The organism is Methylobacterium sp. Leaf117 (assembly GCF_001422985.1).
Classification (GTDB): Bacteria; Pseudomonadota; Alphaproteobacteria; order Rhizobiales; family Beijerinckiaceae; genus Methylobacterium.
The window spans coordinates 910,091-928,025 of record NZ_LMNL01000034.1; the positions used below are offsets into that span (position 1 = coordinate 910,091).

Annotated in this window: 12 protein-coding genes; 9 read left to right on the plus strand and 3 right to left on the minus strand. The window is 70.8% G+C overall.

All coding sequences use genetic code 11. The features are described from left to right. Window positions 1-34: 34 nt before the first annotated feature. Window positions 35-1,051 (minus strand): ABC transporter permease, encoded by a 1,017-nt coding sequence (locus ASF57_RS18820; RefSeq protein WP_244477006.1) that lies wholly within the window; start codon window positions 1,049-1,051, stop codon window positions 35-37. 51 nt (window positions 1,052-1,102) lie between these two features. Further along, a complete protein-coding gene (ftsE, locus tag ASF57_RS18825) occupies window positions 1,103-1,801 on the minus strand; it encodes a cell division ATP-binding protein FtsE (RefSeq protein WP_200935890.1) in 699 nt (232 codons plus the stop codon). 153 nt (window positions 1,802-1,954) lie between these two features. Between ftsE and ASF57_RS18830 the strand changes: the two genes are divergently transcribed. The 5 genes from ASF57_RS18830 to ASF57_RS25960 all read left to right on the plus strand — a co-directional run bounded on the left by ASF57_RS18830 (window position 1,955) and on the right by ASF57_RS25960 (window position 5,326). Beyond that, window positions 1,955-2,848, plus strand: coding sequence for a zinc-ribbon domain-containing protein (locus tag ASF57_RS18830; RefSeq protein WP_082504129.1), 894 nt, complete (start codon window positions 1,955-1,957; stop codon window positions 2,846-2,848). A gap of 12 nt (window positions 2,849-2,860) precedes the next feature. Then, complete coding sequence (gene hpt, locus ASF57_RS18835; protein WP_056485856.1) at window positions 2,861-3,430, plus strand: hypoxanthine phosphoribosyltransferase; 570 nt, start codon at window positions 2,861-2,863, stop codon at window positions 3,428-3,430. A 137-nt stretch (window positions 3,431-3,567) separates the two neighbouring features. Further along, window positions 3,568-3,933: a response regulator gene (locus tag ASF57_RS18840; RefSeq protein ID WP_056187890.1), complete on the plus strand. Its 366-nt coding sequence runs from the start codon at window positions 3,568-3,570 to the stop codon at window positions 3,931-3,933. Window positions 3,934-3,971: 38 nt separating this feature from the next. Further along, window positions 3,972-5,039: a cysteine synthase A gene (locus tag ASF57_RS18845; RefSeq protein ID WP_056485859.1), complete on the plus strand. Its 1,068-nt coding sequence runs from the start codon at window positions 3,972-3,974 to the stop codon at window positions 5,037-5,039. A 131-nt stretch (window positions 5,040-5,170) separates the two neighbouring features. Then, window positions 5,171-5,326, plus strand: coding sequence for a DUF3309 domain-containing protein (locus tag ASF57_RS25960; protein WP_156376221.1), 156 nt, complete (start codon window positions 5,171-5,173; stop codon window positions 5,324-5,326). 9 nt (window positions 5,327-5,335) lie between these two features. Here the strand turns inward: ASF57_RS25960 and ASF57_RS18850 are convergent, their stop codons facing one another. Next, on the minus strand, window positions 5,336-6,766 hold the full coding sequence (locus ASF57_RS18850; RefSeq protein WP_244477007.1) for a serine protease: 1,431 nt from the start codon (window positions 6,764-6,766) through the stop codon (window positions 5,336-5,338). Between the two features lie 147 nt (window positions 6,767-6,913). Between ASF57_RS18850 and ASF57_RS18855 the strand changes: the two genes are divergently transcribed. The 4 genes from ASF57_RS18855 (at window position 6,914) to ASF57_RS18870 (ending at window position 17,931) form a co-directional block, all read left to right on the plus strand. Continuing rightward, window positions 6,914-12,295, plus strand: a complete 5,382-nt coding sequence (locus ASF57_RS18855) for an alpha-2-macroglobulin (RefSeq protein WP_082504131.1) — start codon at window positions 6,914-6,916, stop codon at window positions 12,293-12,295. Between the two features lie 139 nt (window positions 12,296-12,434). Beyond that, the gene (gene pbpC, locus ASF57_RS18860) at window positions 12,435-14,549 is read left to right on the plus strand and encodes a penicillin-binding protein 1C (protein ID WP_200935896.1); all 2,115 of its coding nucleotides are present in this window, start codon (window positions 12,435-12,437) and stop codon (window positions 14,547-14,549) included. A 106-nt stretch (window positions 14,550-14,655) separates the two neighbouring features. Next, complete coding sequence (locus ASF57_RS18865) at window positions 14,656-16,563, plus strand: KUP/HAK/KT family potassium transporter (RefSeq protein WP_056486234.1); 1,908 nt, start codon at window positions 14,656-14,658, stop codon at window positions 16,561-16,563. 204 nt (window positions 16,564-16,767) lie between these two features. Next, window positions 16,768-17,931, plus strand: a complete 1,164-nt coding sequence (locus ASF57_RS18870) for a histidine kinase dimerization/phosphoacceptor domain -containing protein (protein WP_056486237.1) — start codon at window positions 16,768-16,770, stop codon at window positions 17,929-17,931. The last annotated feature ends 4 nt before the right edge of the window (window positions 17,932-17,935 follow it).

Consider the following 17,935-nt stretch of genomic DNA (forward strand, 5'->3'; position numbering starts at 1 on the left):
TGTGAATCGGGTCCGGCGCTTGCGGCCAAACTTCCTACGCCAGGAATCGCCGCACCGTGAGGCGCGAGACGATGCCGGTGACCACCGACGCGATCACGCCGATCAGGAGCACGCTGGCATAGCCGCGCCAGCCGATGTGGAAGGCTCCGAACAGGGCCTCGATCTCCTCGCCGGCAGGACCCGAGCGCCAGTTGCGTGACACCAGGCCGGCCAGGGCAAAGGCCGCGATGGCCGCACCCGATCCGATGATGCCGCCGCGCAGCCCGAGTCCGAAGAACCGGCGCTGGAAGGCGCGGGCGATGAAGTCGTCGTTGGCGCCGACGAAGTGCAGCACCTCCACCACCTCCCGGTTGCCCGCCATCGCGCCGCGCGTCGCGAAGACCACGGCGAGGCCGGTCGCCACCAGCACCAGCACGACGATGCCGATGCCCACGCCCACGAAGGTGTTGGCCGCCGTGGAGAGCCGGCGCAGCCACAGGGCATGATCGTCCAGGCTTGCGACGCCGGGCAGCGCCTCGGTGAGGGAACTCCGCAGGGGCTTCAGGTCCGGAGCCGTTTCGGCCAGCTTCAGCGTGACGAGGCGCGGGACCGGCAGATCCGAGAGGTCGAGGCCGCTGCCGAGCCAGGGCTCGAGCAGGCGCTCGGCCTCCCCCTTCGAGAAGACCCGCACGGCGGCGATGCCCGGGGTGGCCTTCGCCAGGGCCTCGGCACGGGCGACGTCCGCGTCGATGTCGCGCCCGGGGCTCGGACGCACCTGGATCGTCACCTCCTGGGCGACCGTGCCCTGCCACTGGACAGCGCTCGACGCCACGATCTCGGCGGCACCCGCGCAGAGGGCTGCCAGGAAGGTCAGGATGGCGATCACGGCGGCCAAGGCCCGGCTCGCGGCTGAATCCGTCGGAACCAGGGGGGCGTTCCGGCGCAGGGTCGCGGGCAGGGGCGCGGCCCGCGAATCCGGAGGTGCCGGCGGTTTCACCGGCGGCCGGTCCCCGGTGCGGCCAGGAATCGTCGCCGCCTGGGGGGCGGAGGGTATGCCGGGATCACCCATCATGTTTCGCCCCGTCTCGCCCGATCCGCATCACCCGACCTCCTTGACCCGACGTCATGCCTCGACCGTCAGGCGCCCGTCCCCCAGGACGAAGCGCCGGGCATCGACGAGGTCCATCAGGGCGAAGTCGTGGGTGGCGATGAGCACGGAGGTGCCCAGCCGGTTCAGTTCGATGAACAGGCGCAGCAGGCGCCGGCCGAGGCCTGGGTCGACGTTGCCGGTGGGCTCGTCGGCCAGCAGCAGTTCGGGCCGGGCGATGAGCGCGCGGGCGATGGCGGCGCGCTGCTTCTCCCCGCCCGAGAGCAGGGGCGGCAGCACGTGCATGCGCTCGCCGAGGCCAACCCAGCGCAGCAACTCGACGACCTCGGCCCGGTAGCTCGTCTCCGAGCGGCCCTGGACGCGCAGGGGCAGGGCCACATTCTCGTAGGTGGTGAGGTGGTCGAGCAGGCGGAAATCCTGGAACACCACGCCCATGCGCCGGCGGAGACCGGTCAGCGCCTCGCTGGAGATGCCGCTGACCTCCTCGCCGAACACCGAGACGAGGCCGCGCGTGGGCCGCACCGACAGGAGGATCAGGCGCAGGAGCGTGGTTTTGCCCGCGCCCGACGGCCCCGTGAGGAACTGGAACGAGCGCGGCGCGATCTGGAAGCTGACATCGCTCAGCACCTCCGGTCCGAGGCCGTAGCGCATGCCGACGCTCTCGAACTGGACCACCGGCTCCTCGGCTCCCGAGAGAAGCGACTGCGTGTTCACCCGATCCGCCACGATCCCCCCATGATCGATCCCCGTGCGCTTCGGTTCAAAGGCCGCTCGCTTCACGGACGGTTAACCGTGTTGGCCGAGAACCGTTTGAGTCTTTTTGCCCCTGGCGGCAACTGCCATCGAGATGCGAGGCGCCGGGATACCATGCTGATCGTCTGCCCGTCCTGTTCCAGTGCGTATGAGATCGACGCGGATCGCGTCGGGCCGGACGGGCGTTCGGTGCGCTGTGCGGCCTGCCGCGAGACCTGGTTCATCTCTCCCGAGGACGTCTCCGCCGCTCTGGAAGCCGAGATGACGGCGGCCATGATGGCTGCGTCCGATCTCGGCCCCGACGCGGCGCAGAGCCGCGCCACGGCTCAGGCCGACCTTGATTCCTGGGAATCGGCTCTGGGAGCGGAGCCCGAGCCCGTCTCGGTTCCGCCGGAAGAGGCGCGCTCCCGCGGCAAGGTCAAAGCGGCTGCGCCGAAGCGGGCCGGCTCGAGGCTGGCCTCGCCTGGTGCCGCCCTCGGCCTCGCGGTGGTGGTTGGGTTGGGGCTCGCCGTGGTGGGGCGCGCCACCGTCGTCCGGGCCATGCCGCAGAGTGCGGGTCTCTATGCCCGCGTCGGGTTTCCGGTCAATCTGCGCGGCATCGCGTTTCGCGACGTCGTCGCATTTCAGAACCCCGGCCACAGCCCTGGCGACGGCGCCCAGGGCCAACTCGTGGTCGAGGGTGACCTCGTCGGCATCGCCGCCGAAGCCGAGGTCCCGTCGATCGAGGTCGAGGTCCGTGACGGGCGCGACCAGCCGCTCTATCGCTGGCGCATCGCCCCGCCGCGCCCGGTGCTGGAGCGGAGCGAGACCGCCCGCTTTCGCGCGAGCCTCTCGGCACCCCCGGCCCAGGGCCGCTCGGTCCGCGTCCACTTCGCCGCCGCCGAGTCTGAGGGCGCCAAGTCCGGGGGCACCGAAACCGGGGCTGTCGGGACCGGCGCTACTGTCCCCGGCGTCGCTGTCTCTACCGAGCCGATGGCGAAGACCGGTGCCAGCGCGCCGAGCCCGTGATAAGGAGCGCGCATGACCAGTCCTTCCCGACGCGTCCGCGTCCTCTTCGACGAAACCGCCATCGCCCGGCGCACCGAGGAACTCGCGGCCGCCATCGCCGCCGCCAACCCTGAGAATCTCCTCGTGGTGGCGGTGCTCAAGGGCAGCTTCATGTTCGCCGCCGATCTCCTGCGCGCCTTGCACCGGGTCGGGCTGGAGCCGCAGGCGGAGTTCGTGCACCTGTCGAGCTACCGCACCGCCACGGTCTCCTCGGGCCAGGTCGAGATCCTGCGCGACGTCGAGAGCGAGGTACGTGGGCGCGACGTGCTGCTCGTCGACGACATTCTCGAATCCGGGCGCACCATCGTGTTCGCCAAGGACCTGCTGATGGCGCGCGGCGCCAAGCGGGTGCTGACCGCCGTGCTGCTGGAGAAGCCGGGCAAGCGCGCCGTGACCATCGATGCCGATTTCGTCGGCTTCACCTGTCCGGACGTCTTCGTCGTCGGCTACGGCATGGACGTCGCCCACGCCTACCGCCAATTGCCCTTCGTCGGGCTCGTCGACTACGACAGTCGCGAGCCCGACCTGTTCGGCGGGATGTGAGGCGCCGCGCACGCGCTCACGGTGAAACTGAAACAATTTAGCTCTTAAAGCTTTCGCTGTGTCCACGCGTCCCTTGACAGGGCGCGTCGGCCCTTGCGTGACTGACGGCCCGGACCTGAGAGAGACATAGACGCGCGATGGCCCGCATCCTCCTGGTGGATGACGAAGAGACGGTACGGGGTTTCCTCAAGCGGGGCCTCGAGATCGACGGCCATGCCGTTGTCACGGCCTCCGACGGCAGCGACGGACTCGATCGGCTGACCGAGGCGGACGGCGCGTTCGACCTTATGCTCACTGACATCCGCATGCCGCTGATGGATGGCATCGCCCTGGCCCTGGCCGCCAAGCGCGACTTTCCCGACCTGACCATCCTGCTGATGACCGGCTTTGCCGACCAGCGCGAGCGTGCGCGCGGGCTCGACGCCATCGTGACCGACGTGCTCACGAAGCCATTCTCCCTGGCCGACCTGCGCTCCACGGTGAACCGGGCGCTGGCCGCCTGAGACGCATCGGGTCCGCCTTCTTCCTCGGAGTCCCGTGCATGGCCCTGCAGTCCGACCGTTCCTCGCCCGACATCCTCTCGGCCATCGGTGCCACACCGCTGATTCGCCTCGCGCGCGCCTCCGACGAGACCGGATGCACCATCCTGGGCAAGGCCGAATTCCTCAATCCCGGCCTGTCGGTGAAGGATCGGGCAGCGCTCTCGATCGTGCGTGATGCCGAGGCACGAGGGCTCATCCGCCCGGGTGGAACCATCGTGGAGGGCACGGCCGGGAACACCGGCATCGGCCTGGCGCTGGTTGCCGCGGTGCGTGGCTACCGCACGGTCATCGTGATTCCCGAGACGCAATCGGCCGAGAAGAAGGAGACGCTGCGCCTCGCGGGTGCCCGTCTCGTCGAGGTGCCGGCGGTGCCGTTCGCGAACCCGAACAACTACGTCCATGCCGCACGCAGGCTGGCCGAGCGCTTGGCCGAGACCGAACCGGGCGGCGCTTTCTTCGCCGATCAGTTCGACAACCTCGCCAACCGGCAGGCCCACGTGGAGACGACGGGTCCGGAGATTCTCGCGGCGACCGGCGGCTCCGTTGACGGCTTCATCTGTGCGGCCGGCACCGGCGGTACCCTTGCGGGAACCGCGCAGGCCCTGCGCGCGGCCAAGGCCACGGGGAGCGGCATGCCGGGTGTGCGGATCGGTCTTGCCGATCCGGAGGGTTCTGCCCTCTACGCCCACTACACCACCGGCACCCTCAAGGCCGAGGGCTCCTCGATCACGGAGGGGATCGGCCAGGGCCGAATCACCCGCAATCTCGAAGGCTTCACGCCGGACCTGTGCTTCCGCATCCCCGACGGCGAGGCCCTCGACATCGTCTTCCGGCTGATGCGGGAGGAGGGCCTGAGTCTTGGCGGATCGTCGGGCATCAACGTCGCCGGGGCGATCCGGATGGCCCGGGCGCTCGGGCCGGGCCACACCATCGTGACGATCCTGTGCGACGGCGCCGCACGCTACGCCTCCAAGCTGTTCAATCCCGCTTTTCTGGCCGAGCGCGGTCTTCCGGTCCCGGATTGGCTGAGCGCTTCATCCGCTCCGCTCCCGGATTGGCAGGCCTGACTTCCACGCCGGCAAAAAACCGTGCGTTTCGAGGAATATGCCGCTGTGCGCGTTGAACGGAATCGCTACGGCGACGTTTGTACGGTCAAGCTCAAGCAATTCCGGTTGGGCGCGTGACGGAGTTCCCATCCATGACCCTGACCACCATTCTGCTTATCGTCCTGATCCTGATCGTTCTCGGCGGCGGCAACTTCCTCGGCGGCGGCGCTTACCGTGGACCGAGCTTCGGACTCGGCGGTCTGCTCATCATCATCTTGATCGTGCTGCTCGTGACCGGGCGACTCTGAGAATCCCGCTCACGGCTGGCACGTGATGGCCACCATCGCGCCCGCCAGGGCCGCGACGGCTTCGCCAAGCGTGCCGGCCGCCTTCGGCGCCGGTTCGGTCCGCACCCCCGCGGCGCCGAGGAAGGTCGCGAGCGCGTCGCCCCGCACGAGCCCGTAGCTTGCAGGCGGCATGATTCCGGCGATGAGGCGCGGCTGTTTCGGAACCGTCGCGACGAGCCCCGTGAGCGTGCCCGCACGATCCAGGACCGGCGCGCCCCCGGCGCCGGGCTGCAACGGCGCGGAGATCCGGCCGCCGCCCGGCCCGGAGTGGCCCGGGGCCACCAGGACGCCCCCCTCGGCATCGACCACCAGCGCCACCAACCCTTCACCGTCGGCGATGGCACCCGTGTGCACGCTCGGAGCGAGCGCCGCCCGCCCGGGGAGCGGACCCGTTTCCAGAATCATGAGATCGGCCGCGCCGCCGGGGCTCGGCCGCGTCGGCAGGCCCGCGATCATCGGCGCCCCGCAACCCTCCAGCGCCGCCGCGCTGGTGAGCACCCGTCCGGGCGCCACGACGAGGCCCGTCGCGGCCGGAACCCGCTGGCTGCCCAGCACGGGGGGCGGGCTGGGTGACGCAACGACCGCCTCGGCCGGAGCCGGTGCCGAGGCGGGAGCCGCATCCGCGAAGGGCACGAAGCTGTTGGCGATGGCGATGGAGAGGCGATCGACCTCCCCGGACAGGGCCTTGTCGTAGCCCAGAGTGAAGCCGCGCAGGCCCGCTTCGCCGGCGGCATAACGGATGTAGGATCTGCCGGTCCCGGTTTCGGCGGTCACCACCAGGAAGTCGGGCCGCAGGAGCTTGTAGGTGATCCGCCGGTCCGCACTCGGCGCAGTGATGCGGGCGAAGACCGCTTCCAGCCCGGTCTCGCCGGCCGGGTAGGACTTCGTCTCCAGCGTGATGCGCCAGTCGGCACTCTGCCAGCGGGTGCCCCCGGATTGCGGCGTCCGCTTCGGCAGGATGCGCTCGGGCACGCCGAGCACGACGCCGCTGACGGGATCCGACTTCACGACGAAGCGGACGGCCGCGCGCGCCGCAGCCCCCTCCTTGAGCAGGGCGGCGCGTCCGGTCGCATCCGGCAATCCGGTCCCGCCGCTCCGCTTCGCGTAGGCCAGGAACGCCTCGTAGCTGCGCCGCCCGAACGTGCCGTTGACCACGCTGTTGTAGTCGCCGGTCCAGACCAGCGCGTCCTGCAGACCCTTGCGCTCGGCCTCCGGCAGAGCCTCGAACGCGGTCCGCGCCGCCTCGAAGGCGGGATCGGGCGCGGGCGCGCTCGGCTTCACCCGGGCGGGCGCCGGGGCCGGCGGCGTCTGAGCCAGAGCCATCTGGACGGAGGCCAGGGCTGCCGTCAGGGTCATCACCCATCCGGTTCCGTCCCGGATGGTCGGATCGCGTCGCATCATGGCCGGGTCGCGTCTTCCCGATGAGAACCCATCCGGTGTGGCAGAGGCCGCGCTCGAATTCCAGGCCGTTGCGGCCGATGCGCGAAGTGCTACGGTTCCGCCCGGGACCGGTGCGACGTACCGGCCTCCGGCGAACGGGGTGGAAACATGGCGGGATCATCCGGATACGGGCGCTCGCCCCGATCTGTGGTCGGGATCTCGGGCCTCGTGCCGGTGCTTGCCCTTGCCGGGCTGCTGGCGCTGCCCGCCCAGGCTCAAGTCCAGGTGCAAGTCCCTGGTCAAGGGCAGGGATCGACGGCGCGCACCGCAGCCAAGGTCCTTCCCCGGGCTCCGCTGGCCAAGGGTTTTCAGCGCGACGACCTCGCCAGCGACGGCGTCCGCCTCGAATCGACCCTGACGAGCGAGGCAGGATATCCCCGGCCGGACACCAAGTCCGCGGTGAAGGCCCGCACTGAGGGCGAGACCCTGATCGAGGCCGAGAAGCCGGCGGAGGCCCTGAAGCCTCTCGCGCGCGCGGTGGCCCTCGAACCTGGTGAATCGGCAAATTGGCTCACCTATGCGCGCGCCGCGAGCGCGGTCGGCAACGACGAGCGGACCGGTGACTACGCGAGCCGCCTGCGCCTGCGCCGCAACGCGCGGGCCGCCGCCTACCAGGGCTACCTGCGGGCGAGCAGCGCGGCGGCCGAAGCCGAGGCGCTCGCGACCCTCGGCGAGGTTTACGCCGCCGAATCGGAGTGGCGCCCATCGCTCGAGGCCTACCGTGCCAGCCTGGCGCTCGCCGACGCCGCGGAGGTGCGCGAGATCTACGAGGGCCTTCGCGTCGAGCACGGCTTCCGCATCCTCAACTACACCGTCGATTCGGATGCGGCCGCGCCGCGGGTCTGCTTCCAGTTCTCGGAAGGCTTGGCGCCAAAGACCGACTTCACACCCTTCATCGCCGTCTCGGGCGCGGCCAACGCCGCCGTCACCGGCACCGGCCAGCAGGTCTGCGTCGATGGGCTCAAGCACGGCGAGCGCTATGCCTTCGTGGTGCGCTCCGGGCTCCCTTCCAGCGTTGGAGAGACCCTGCTCAAGGCCGCTGATTACGAGGTTTATGTCCGGGACCGCTCGCCTCAGGTCCGCTTCACCGGACGCAACTACGTCCTGCCCCGCACCGGTCAGGCCGGCGTGCCCCTGGTCTCGGTCAACGCGGCCAAGATCGACGTGGAGGTGCTGCGGGTCGGCGACCGGGGGCTGCTGCCGTCGTTGCGGGCCGAGGACTTCCTGTCGCAACTCAACGGGGCCACGGCGCGGACCATCGCCGACCAGAAGGGCCAGCGCGTCTGGAAAGGCGTCCTCGAGACGGCCAAGGCGGAGCTGAACCAGGAGGCCGTCACCGCTTTCCCGGTGCTGCAGGCGGTCGGCAAGCTGGAACCCGGCATCTACATCATGCTGGCCCAGCCCGCTGGCACCACGGCGTCCAACGACGAGGAGGGCGGCTACGAGCAGCAGGCGACACAATGGTTCGTGGTCTCGGATCTCGGACTCACTGCCTTCAAGGGCCGCGACGGCGTCCACGTCTTTGCCCGCTCGCTGGCCTCGGCCGACGTGGTGGCCGGCGCCGAAATCCGGCTGGTGGCACGCAACAACGAGGTCCTGGCGGTCGCCAAGACCGACCGGCAGGGGCACGTCGCCTTCGCGCCAGGCCTCGCGCGCGGGGAGGGCGGGATCAGCCCGGGCCTCGTGGTGGCGCAGATCGGCGACGATTACGGCTTCCTCGACCTCAACCAGTCGGCCTTCGACCTCACGGATCGCGGCGTGAAGGGACGCCCGCAGCCCGGCGCCGTCGAGGCCTATGTGTTTCCCGAGCGCGGGGTCTATCGCTCGGGCGAGACCGTGAACCTCACCGGTCTTCTGCGCGACGCGCAGGGAGCCGCCGTGCCGGAAATTCCGCTCACGCTGGTGATCAGGCGTCCCGATGGCGTCGAGTACCGGCGCGCCCAGGTGGCGGATGCGGGCCTGGGCGGCCGCGCCCTGGCGCTGCCCCTCCTGGCCGGCGCGCAGCACGGCACCTGGCGGGTCGCGGCCTATACCGACCCCAAGGCGCCGGCCATCGGGGAGGCGAGCTTCCTGGTGGAGGATTATGTCCCCGAACGCCTCGACGTGACGCTGTCGAGTGCGACGCCCACCCTGACCAGGGGCGCCCCCGCCACCATCGACGTAGCGGCGCGCTACCTCTACGGCGCCCCGGGCACCGGGCTGGAGGTCTCCGGCACCGTTCTGGTCCAGCAGGCGGCGACCAGCGGGATCAAGGGCCTGGAGGGCTTCTCGGTCGGCCTCGACGACGAGCGCGTGGAGGCCTCCTCGGCCGAGATCGATGCCCGTGCCACCACCGATGCAGCCGGCAAGGCCCGGCTGGTGGTGCCGGTCCAGGCCCTGGCCGCCCCGCGCCCCGTGGAGGCGAGAATCACCTTGCAGGTCGGTGAGCCGGGCGGCCGGGCCCTCAGCCGTAGCCTGACCCTGCCGATCCTGCCTGACGCGCCGGTGCTTGCCATTCGGAAGGGCTTCTCCGGCGACCTGACCGAGGGCGGCGTCGCCGGGTTCGACGTGGTCATGGCCGCTCCCGACGGGCAGCGCCTGACGCAGAAAAACGTGGCCTGGACGCTCCAGCGCGTCGAGAAGAGCTATCAATGGTACCGCGAGGGCGGGCGCTGGTCCTTCGAGCCGGTGACCAGCACCCGCCGCGTCGCCGATGGCCGCCTCGACCTCATCCCCGACGCGCCGGGCCGCGTCAGCGCCACGGTGAGCTACGGCACCTACCGGCTGGAGGCGAGCGTCCCCGGCCGGCCCGCCGCCACCGCGAGCGTGACCTTCACGGTGGGCTGGAGCGGGGGCGAGACGGCGGATGTGCCGGACCTCCTCGATCTGCGCCTCGACAAGGCGGCCTATGCCACCGGCGAGACGCTCCACGCCCGCCTGCAACCGACGTTCAGGGGACAGGCGACCCTCGCCGTCGTCAGCGACAAGCTGCACGCGCTCCTCACCGTCGACGTGCCGGCTGCCGGCACCACCGTGGACATTCCCGTCAAGGCGGAATGGGGGTCCGGCGCCTACCTCGTCGCCACCGCCTACCGGCCCCTCGACCAGGCGGCCAAGCGCCTGCCGGGCCGGGCGCTCGGCGTCGCGTGGTTCGGGGTCGACCGGGACAGCCGCACCCTCGGCGTCACCCTCGAGGCACCGGCGAAGGTGCGCCCGTGCGAGACCCTGACCCTGCCGATCCGGCTCGCAGGCCTGAACGCCGGCGAGGAGGCCCGGGTCACCGTGGCCCTCGTCGATGTCGGCATCCTCAATCTCACCCGCTACGAGGCGCCCAACCCGTTCGGCTACTTCTTCGGCCAGAAGGCTCTCGGCCCCGAGATCCGCGACCTCTACGGATACCTCATCGACGGCATGCAGGGGACGCTCGGCGCCATCCGCTTCGGCGGCGACGGGGCTGCGGCCGAACTCGCCGATGCTCCTCCGACCCAGGCGCCGCTGGCGCTCTATTCCGGGCCCCTCACGGTCGGCCCCGACGGCCGCGCCAGCGTCAGCTTCCCCCTGCCGGCCTTCAACGGCACAGGCCGGGTGATGGTGACCGCCTGGAGCCGGACCAAGGTGGGTGCCGCCCAGGCCGACGTGATCATCCGCGATCCCGTGGTCGTCACCGGCACCCTGCCGCGCTTCCTCAATGTCGGCGACCGCTCGCGCTTCCACGTCGCCATCGACAACGTCGAAGGGCAGGCCGGCGACTACACCGTCGACCTCGACCTGACCGGCTCCGTGCTGGTCGGTGCCGAGGCCATGCACAAGACCCTGCGGCTGGAGGCGGGCGCCAAGGGCTTCCTGGTGATCCCCATCACCGCCGCCGGACCGGGCCCATCGCGGATCGACCTCACGCTCTCCGGTCCCGGCCTGCCCGCCGGCGTCGGCCAGAGCTTTGCCCTGACCATCGGTCCCGGCACGGGGGCGCTCGCCCGCCGCTCCGTGCAGGTTCTCGAACCCGGCGCGTCCCTGCGCATCTCCGACGAACTCCTCGCCGACATCCTGCCCGGCACCGGGACGGTCTCGCTCTCCGCCTCGAACCTCGCCGGCATCGACGTGCCGGCCCTGCTCCAGGCGCTCGACCGCTATCCCTACGGCTGCTCCGAGCAGACCGTCAGCCGGGCGATGCCGCTGCTCTACGTCAACCGCCTCGCGGCTCAAGATCCGCTCGGTCAGGATCAACTCGGCCTCGACAAGGCCGACGAGCGCGTGCGCCAGGCGATCGAGCGCGTGCTGTCCCGCCAAAACGCGGCCGGTGATTTCGGCCTGTGGTCCACGGATGGCGCCAGCGACACCTGGCTCAACGCCTACGTCACCGACTTCCTGACCCGGGCCCGGGAGCGCGGTTTCGCCGTGCCCCAGATCGCCTTCGCCAGCGCCCTCGACCGTCTGCGCAACGCGGTCGCCAACACCACTGAGGTCGGGGACGGCGGCATGGACATCGCTTATGCGGCCTACGTGCTGGCGCGCAACGGCCGCCCGGTGATGGGCGACCTGCGCTACCTCGCCGACACCAAGCTGGCCGCGTTCGCGACCCCCCTGGCGCGCGGACAGATCGCGGCGGCCCTGGCATTGCTGGGCGATCGGGGCCGGGCCACCAAAGCCTTCGCTTCGGCGATGGCCGGCTTCCGCGAGACGGCGTCCACGATTTCGGCCTACCGGCCGGATTACGGCTCGCGCCTGCGCGACAGCGCCGGTCTGCTGGCGCTGGCCGCCGAGACGGGCTTCGCTCGCGACAGCGTCCAGCCGCTCGGTGCCATCATCTCGGCCGAGCGGGCGACCGGACGACCGACCAGCACGCAGGAGGATGCCTGGATGGTGCTGGCCGCCGAGGGCTTGAGCGCGGACTCGGACAACCTCCGCTTCACCCTGGACGGCAAGCCGGCGAGCGGTGCCCTGGCGCGCAGCTACCGCGCCGCCGCCCTGGAGGGAAAGCCCGTCACCCTCGTCAATGCGGGCACCCAGGCGGTGCAGGCGGTGATCGGCGTCAGCGGAAATCCGATCGCACCGGAAGTGGCCGAGGCGCGGGGTTACACCATCGAGCGGCGCTACCACCGCCTCGACGGGTCCCTGGTGGATCTCGCGCAGGGAATTCACCAGAACGACCGCCTCGTGGTGGTGCTCACCGTGACCGAGGCCAAAGCCAGCGCCGGACGCCTCCTCCTGGTCGACCGGCTGCCCGCCGGCCTGGAGATCGACAACCCGAAGCTCCTCGATGCCGACGCCCTCACCGGTCTCGCCTTCGCCAAGTCGGATGTGGCTCCGGTCCACACCGAGTTCCGCGACGACCGCTTCGTGGCCGCCTACGAGCGGACTTCCGAGCAATCGGCTTTCTTCCGGGTCGCCTACACCGTGCGGGCGGTCTCGCCCGGCACCTACGTCCACCCCGTCGCCACCATCGAGGACATGTACCGGCCGGAGCGCTTCGGGCGCACCGGGTTCGGTTCGATGACGGTGAGCACGAAGTAGGGCTGTGCGAAGTCCGTCTGTCCCGAAGGCCCGCATCGACCCTTCCCCCTCTGCGGGGAGAGGTCACCCTCGAGGCGGGTCGAGAGAGGGGAGCGCCGGATCGGGCGAGGTCGCTCCCTCTTCCGCAAGCTCCGCAGACATCCTCCCCCGCAGAGGGGGGAGGGGACTTCTGATCGTCGCGCTCGGGGCATGTGCGGTCATCGCCCTCTGTGCGATCGCTTTCTGGCGCTTCATCGAAACCCTCCCGCCCCTCGACCTGACGCAGGCCGAGCTCCGCTCCACGGTGGTGCTCGACCGGGAGGGACGCCTGCTGCGCCCCTTCGCCACCGCCGATGGGCGCTGGCGCCTGCCGGTCACGGCACCCCAGATCGATCCGCGCTACCTCGCCATGCTCACCGCCTACGAGGACCGGCGCTTCGCCTCGCATCCCGGCATCGATCCGGCCGCCACGCTCCGGGCGGCATGGCAATGGGTCACGGCGGGGCGCATCGTCTCGGGAGGCTCGACCCTGTCGATGCAGGTGGCCCGCCTCGTCGAGCCGCGTTCCGAGCGATCGCTTCGCGCCAAGCTGCGCCAGATGGTGCGGGCGGTTCAGCTGGAGCGGCGCTTCGGCAAGGACGGGGTGCTCGATCTCTACTTGGCGCTCGCCCCCTATGGCGGTCCGGTCGAGGGCCTGCGGGCGGCGAGCCTGGCGTATTTCGGGCGCGAGCCGGCGCGGCTGTCCTTCGCCGAAAGCGCGCTCCTCGTTGCCCTGCCGCAGGCGCCGGAGGCGCGACGGCCGGACCGCTTTCCCCAGGCGGCCCGACGTGCCCGCGACCGGGTCCTCGCCATCGCGGCGGCGCAGGGCGTGATCACGGCGGCGGAGGCGCAGGCCGCCCGCGCCGAGCCGGTGCCGGCCTCGCGAAAATCCTTTCCGATGCTGGCGGCCCACGCGGCCGAGGCGGCGCATGCCGCCGATCCGGCGGCGCGGGTCCTCCGCCTCACTCTGGACGGACGCCTTCAGGCCAGCCTGGAAACCCTGGCGACCGAGCGCGCCGCAGCCGTCGGGCCGGGAATCTCGGCGGCGATCCTGGCCCTCGACAACCGCACCGGCGCGGTGCTGGCCCAGGTCGGCAGCCCCGGCTACCTCGACGCCAGCCGGTCCGGCGCCATCGACATGACCGGCGCGATCCGCTCGCCGGGGTCGGCTCTCAAGCCCTTCATCTACGCACTCGCCTTCGAGACGGGACTTGCTCACCCGGAAACCCAGCTGGACGACCGCCCGGTGCGCTTCACCGGCTACGCCCCCGAGAACTTCGATCTCGGCTACCAGGGCACCGTGACGGCGCGGCGCGCCCTCCAGCTCTCCCTGAACGTACCGGCGGTGGATCTGCTGGAGGTAGTCGGTCCGGCCCGCTTCATCGCGCGGCTGCGGGCGGCGGGCGCCCGCATCGAGCTGCCCCGCGACACCGCGCCGGGCCTGCCGGTGGCGCTCGGCGGCCTCGGCATCACGCTCACAGACCTCGCCCGCCTGTTCTCCGGCCTCGCCCGGCAGGGACTGGTGCCGAACCTAACCCGTCGCCTCGGCGAAGCGCCGGTCGAGGTGACGGCCGAAGCCCGCATCACGGAAGGCGTCGCCGCCTGGTACGTCGCCGACAGCCTGCGGGGGGCGCCGCCGCCCGAGAACGCTCTCCCGAACTGGATCGCCTACAAGACCGGCACCTCCTACGGCTACCGCGACGCCCTGGCGGTGGGCTTCGACCGGCGCGTGACCATCGCGGTCTGGGTTGGACGGCCCGACGGCAACGCCGTGCCGGGCCTCGTCGGCCGGGTGGCGGCGGCCCCCATCCTGTTCGACGCCTTCGCGCGCTTCGGCGGTGAACCCGACCCGGTGCCGATGCCGCGCGAGGCGCTGGTGACCACCACCGCCGGCCTGCCGCCGCCCCTGCGTCACATCCGGCGCGACATTCCCAAGACCCTGTCGGCCGCGTGGGGCGCCACCCTCAAGATCGCCTACCCGCCGGACGGCGCCCGCATCGATCTCGGCCTGTCGGAGCCGGATCCCGTTCCGTTCGCGAGTCCCGACCAGAAAGCCAGCCTCGCCCTGAAGGCGCTCGGCGGCGTGCCGCCCCTGACCTGGATGGTCGACGGCCTGCCGGTGGCGGGCGGCCCCCGGCGCCAATCGGCTTGGGAGCCGGAGGGGGCGGGCTTCGCGCGGATCTCGGTGATGGATGCCACGGGTGCGAGCGACAGCGTGATGGTGCGGATCGAGTGACGCGCCCGTCCCCACTTCAAGCCGGAGACCGATCGGGCCCCTGGTCGTACGGAAACCTGCCCCTACCTGCGAGCGACGGCGCGAACCTTCGCCGTTGTCGGAGACCATGCCCGTGGCCCACGAGGAATCCCCGACGGGACGACCGGCCCTGCGCCCGGCGGTGATGCTGGGGGCGCTCGGCATCGTCTACGGGGATATCGGCACGTCTCCCCTCTACGCCTTCAAGGAGGCGGTCCGTGCCGCGAGTGCCGGGGCGCCCCCGACCCCGATCGCGGTGACGGGGGCCGTCTCGCTGATTCTGTGGTCGCTGATCCTCATCGTGTCGATCAAGTACGCGGTTCTGATCCTGCGCGCCGACAATCGCGGCGAGGGCGGCATCGTCGCCATGCTGGCGCTGCTCGGAGCCCGGAACGCCAAGCCCGGCTCCTGGGCCGGTGTGCTCCTGGTGGTCGGCCTCATCGGCGCGGCGCTGCTCTACGGCGACGGCGCGATCACGCCCGCGATCTCGGTGCTCAGCGCGGTGGAGGGCCTCAAGGTCGAGGCGCCGGCCCTGTCGCGCTTCGTCGTGCCGATCACGGTTCTGATCCTGGTCGGCCTGTTCCTGGTCCAGAGCCGGGGCGTGGCCTTCATCGGGCGCATCTTCGGGCCGGTGATGCTCGTGTGGTTTGTCGTGCTGGCGCTGCTGGGTCTGGGGGGCATCTGGCACGCGCCGCAGATTCTGGCCGCGCTCAACCCTTTGAAGGCCGTCGAGTTCCTGACGCATGCGGGCTGGCACGTCAGCTTCGCCATGCTGGGTGCCGCCTTCCTGGCCGTCACCGGCGGCGAGGCGATGTATGCCGATCTCGGGCATTTCGGAGCCGGCCCGATCCGCGCCTCCTGGTTCGGCCTCGTTCTGCCGGCCCTCGTGATCCATTATTTCGGGCAGGGTGCGCTCCTGCTCGTCGAGCCCGACGCCATCGAGAACCCGTTCTATCGTCTGAGCCCGGACTGGGCGCATTACCCGCTGATCGGCCTCGCGACCCTGGCGACCGTGATCGCCTCGCAATCGATCATCTCGGGGGCCTTCTCGCTGACCCAGCAATCGATCCAGCTCGGCTTCCTGCCGCCGATGCGGGTGGTCCACACCGCCCGGCTCGAGCGCGGGCAGATCTACGTACCGATGGTGAACTGGCTGCTGGCCGCCGCCACCCTGAGCGCTGTCCTGATCTTCGGCTCGTCGGATGCGCTCGCCGGGGCCTACGGCATCGCGGTGGCCTCCCTGATGGCGATCACCACGCTGCTGGCCGCTCTCGTCGCCCTGAAATGGGGCTACAACCCCGTGGCGGTCCTGGCGGTGAACGGGTTCTTCTTCGCCATCGACCTTGTGTTCCTCGGCGCCAACAGCGTGAAGCTGTTCGAGGGCGGCTGGTTTCCCCTCATGCTGGCCGGGCTCGTGGCGTTCCTGATGCTGACTTGGCGCAAGGGCAACCAGCTCGTCGAGGCCGCGCGGGTCGCGCTGCGCCAGCCCGAGGCCGAGTTCCTGGAACAGCTCCGGCGCGACCCGCCGATCGTGCTGCCGGGCAATGCCGCCTTCCTGTCCTCGGCCACAAGCGCCATCCCGCTGCATCTGTCCCGCTTCGTCGCCCGCAGTCACGCCCTGCACAAGCGCGTCCTCATCGTCACCGCCCGTTACGAGGAGGAGCCTACGGTGGCCCGCGACCGGCGCGCCGAGGTCATCGCGATCACGCCCGACATCACCCGGGTGATCCTGCGCTACGGCTTCATGGAGGACGCCTCGGTTCCCGACGGCCTGCGCTGCGCGGTCGAGTCGAAGCGCCTGCCGCCCGAGTGTATCGACGACCTGACGATCTTCATCGGCCACGAGACCATCATCCCGAAGAGCGACCAGCGCGGCATGGCGACCTGGCGCGAGGAAATCTATGCCTTCCTGCTGCGCAACGCCGAGCGCACGGGGGCGCATTTCTGCGTGCCGACCCGCCAACTCGTGGAGGTCGGCACCGAGATCGAAATCTGAGTGGCGTTCGGTTGAGCCCAGCGGCGCGGGGTATCAACTCTGCGTCGGGACTTGCTGCATGCCCTTGCGGGCCTCAGGCGGTGTGTCGCACAAGGGGGCGACCAACCTGACCGTGCCGAACCCGAGAAGCGTATCATTGCGATGACCGAGCCGGCGAAGACCGCCCTGGCGGAGACCGATCTGGCAAGTGCGGATTCGGCAGGTATGGATTCGGCAGGTGCGGATCTGGCGCCCAAGGCCCTGGCGTTCCGGTTGCGGCAGCAGGCGATTCTCTCCGATTTCGGCGTGGAGGCCCTGCGCGCCACGGAATTGCTGCCGCTGCTCCAGCGCGCCACCGAACTCTGCGCCGAGGGGATGGAGGCGCAGTTCTGCAAGGCCCTGGAATACAAGCCGCATCAGGATTGCCTCCTCGTCTGCGCCGGAATCGGCTGGGCGGCGGATGCGGTCGGCACCACCATCATCGGGGCGGATCTCGCCTCGCCCGCGGGCTACGCCCTCAAGACGGGCCGTCCCGTGATCTCGAACCACCTCGAGAACGAAACCCGCTTCCGCACTCCGAAGCTGATGGCCGACCACGGCATCCGCCGGGCCATCAACGTGCTGATCGCCAACCGCGACGGCAATTACGGTGTGCTGGAGGTGGACGACACCCGCGAGGGCCAGTTCGAGGAGGCGGACATCGCCTTCATGCAGGGCTTCGCCAACCTCGTCGGCGGTGCCATCGAGCGCCAGCGGGCCGAGGCGCGGCTGAAGGCGGCCCTGGAGCGGCAGGAGCTGCTGTCCCGCGAGATGAGCCACCGGGTCAAGAACAGCCTCGCGGTGGTGGCGGGTTTCCTCGGGCTCCAGGCCCGCGGCTCCGACAATGCCGACGTGAAGAACGCCCTGGCCGATGCCCGGACCCGCGTCGAGGCGGTAGCCCAGGTCCACGATCAGCTCTGGCGCCAGCCGAGCCTGGAGGCGATCGACGTCGCGGGCTTCCTCGAAGCGCTCTGCGCCAAGCTGCAGGAGAGCGCCCCGCGCCATCGCCTGGTCTGTCGCGCCGCCCGGATCAACATTCCCGCCGATCTCGCGATCCCGCTCGGGCTCTTCGTCAATGAGCTCGTCACGAACGCGATCAAGTATGCCTACCCGGATGGCGAGGGCGAGATTCGGGTAGAGGCCCGGCCCGACGCGGCCGGCACCCTGATCCTCGCCGTCGAGGACGACGGCGCCGGGCTGCCGGAGGGGTTCGATCCGGCGGCCGCGCGCAGCGCCAGCCTCGGCATGCGCATCATCAACAGTCTGGCCCGCCAGCTGGGTGGCACCCTCGCGGTCGCCCCCGACGTGCAGGGCGCGCATTTCTCCCTCCGGATGGCGCCCCTGGCCTGAGCTT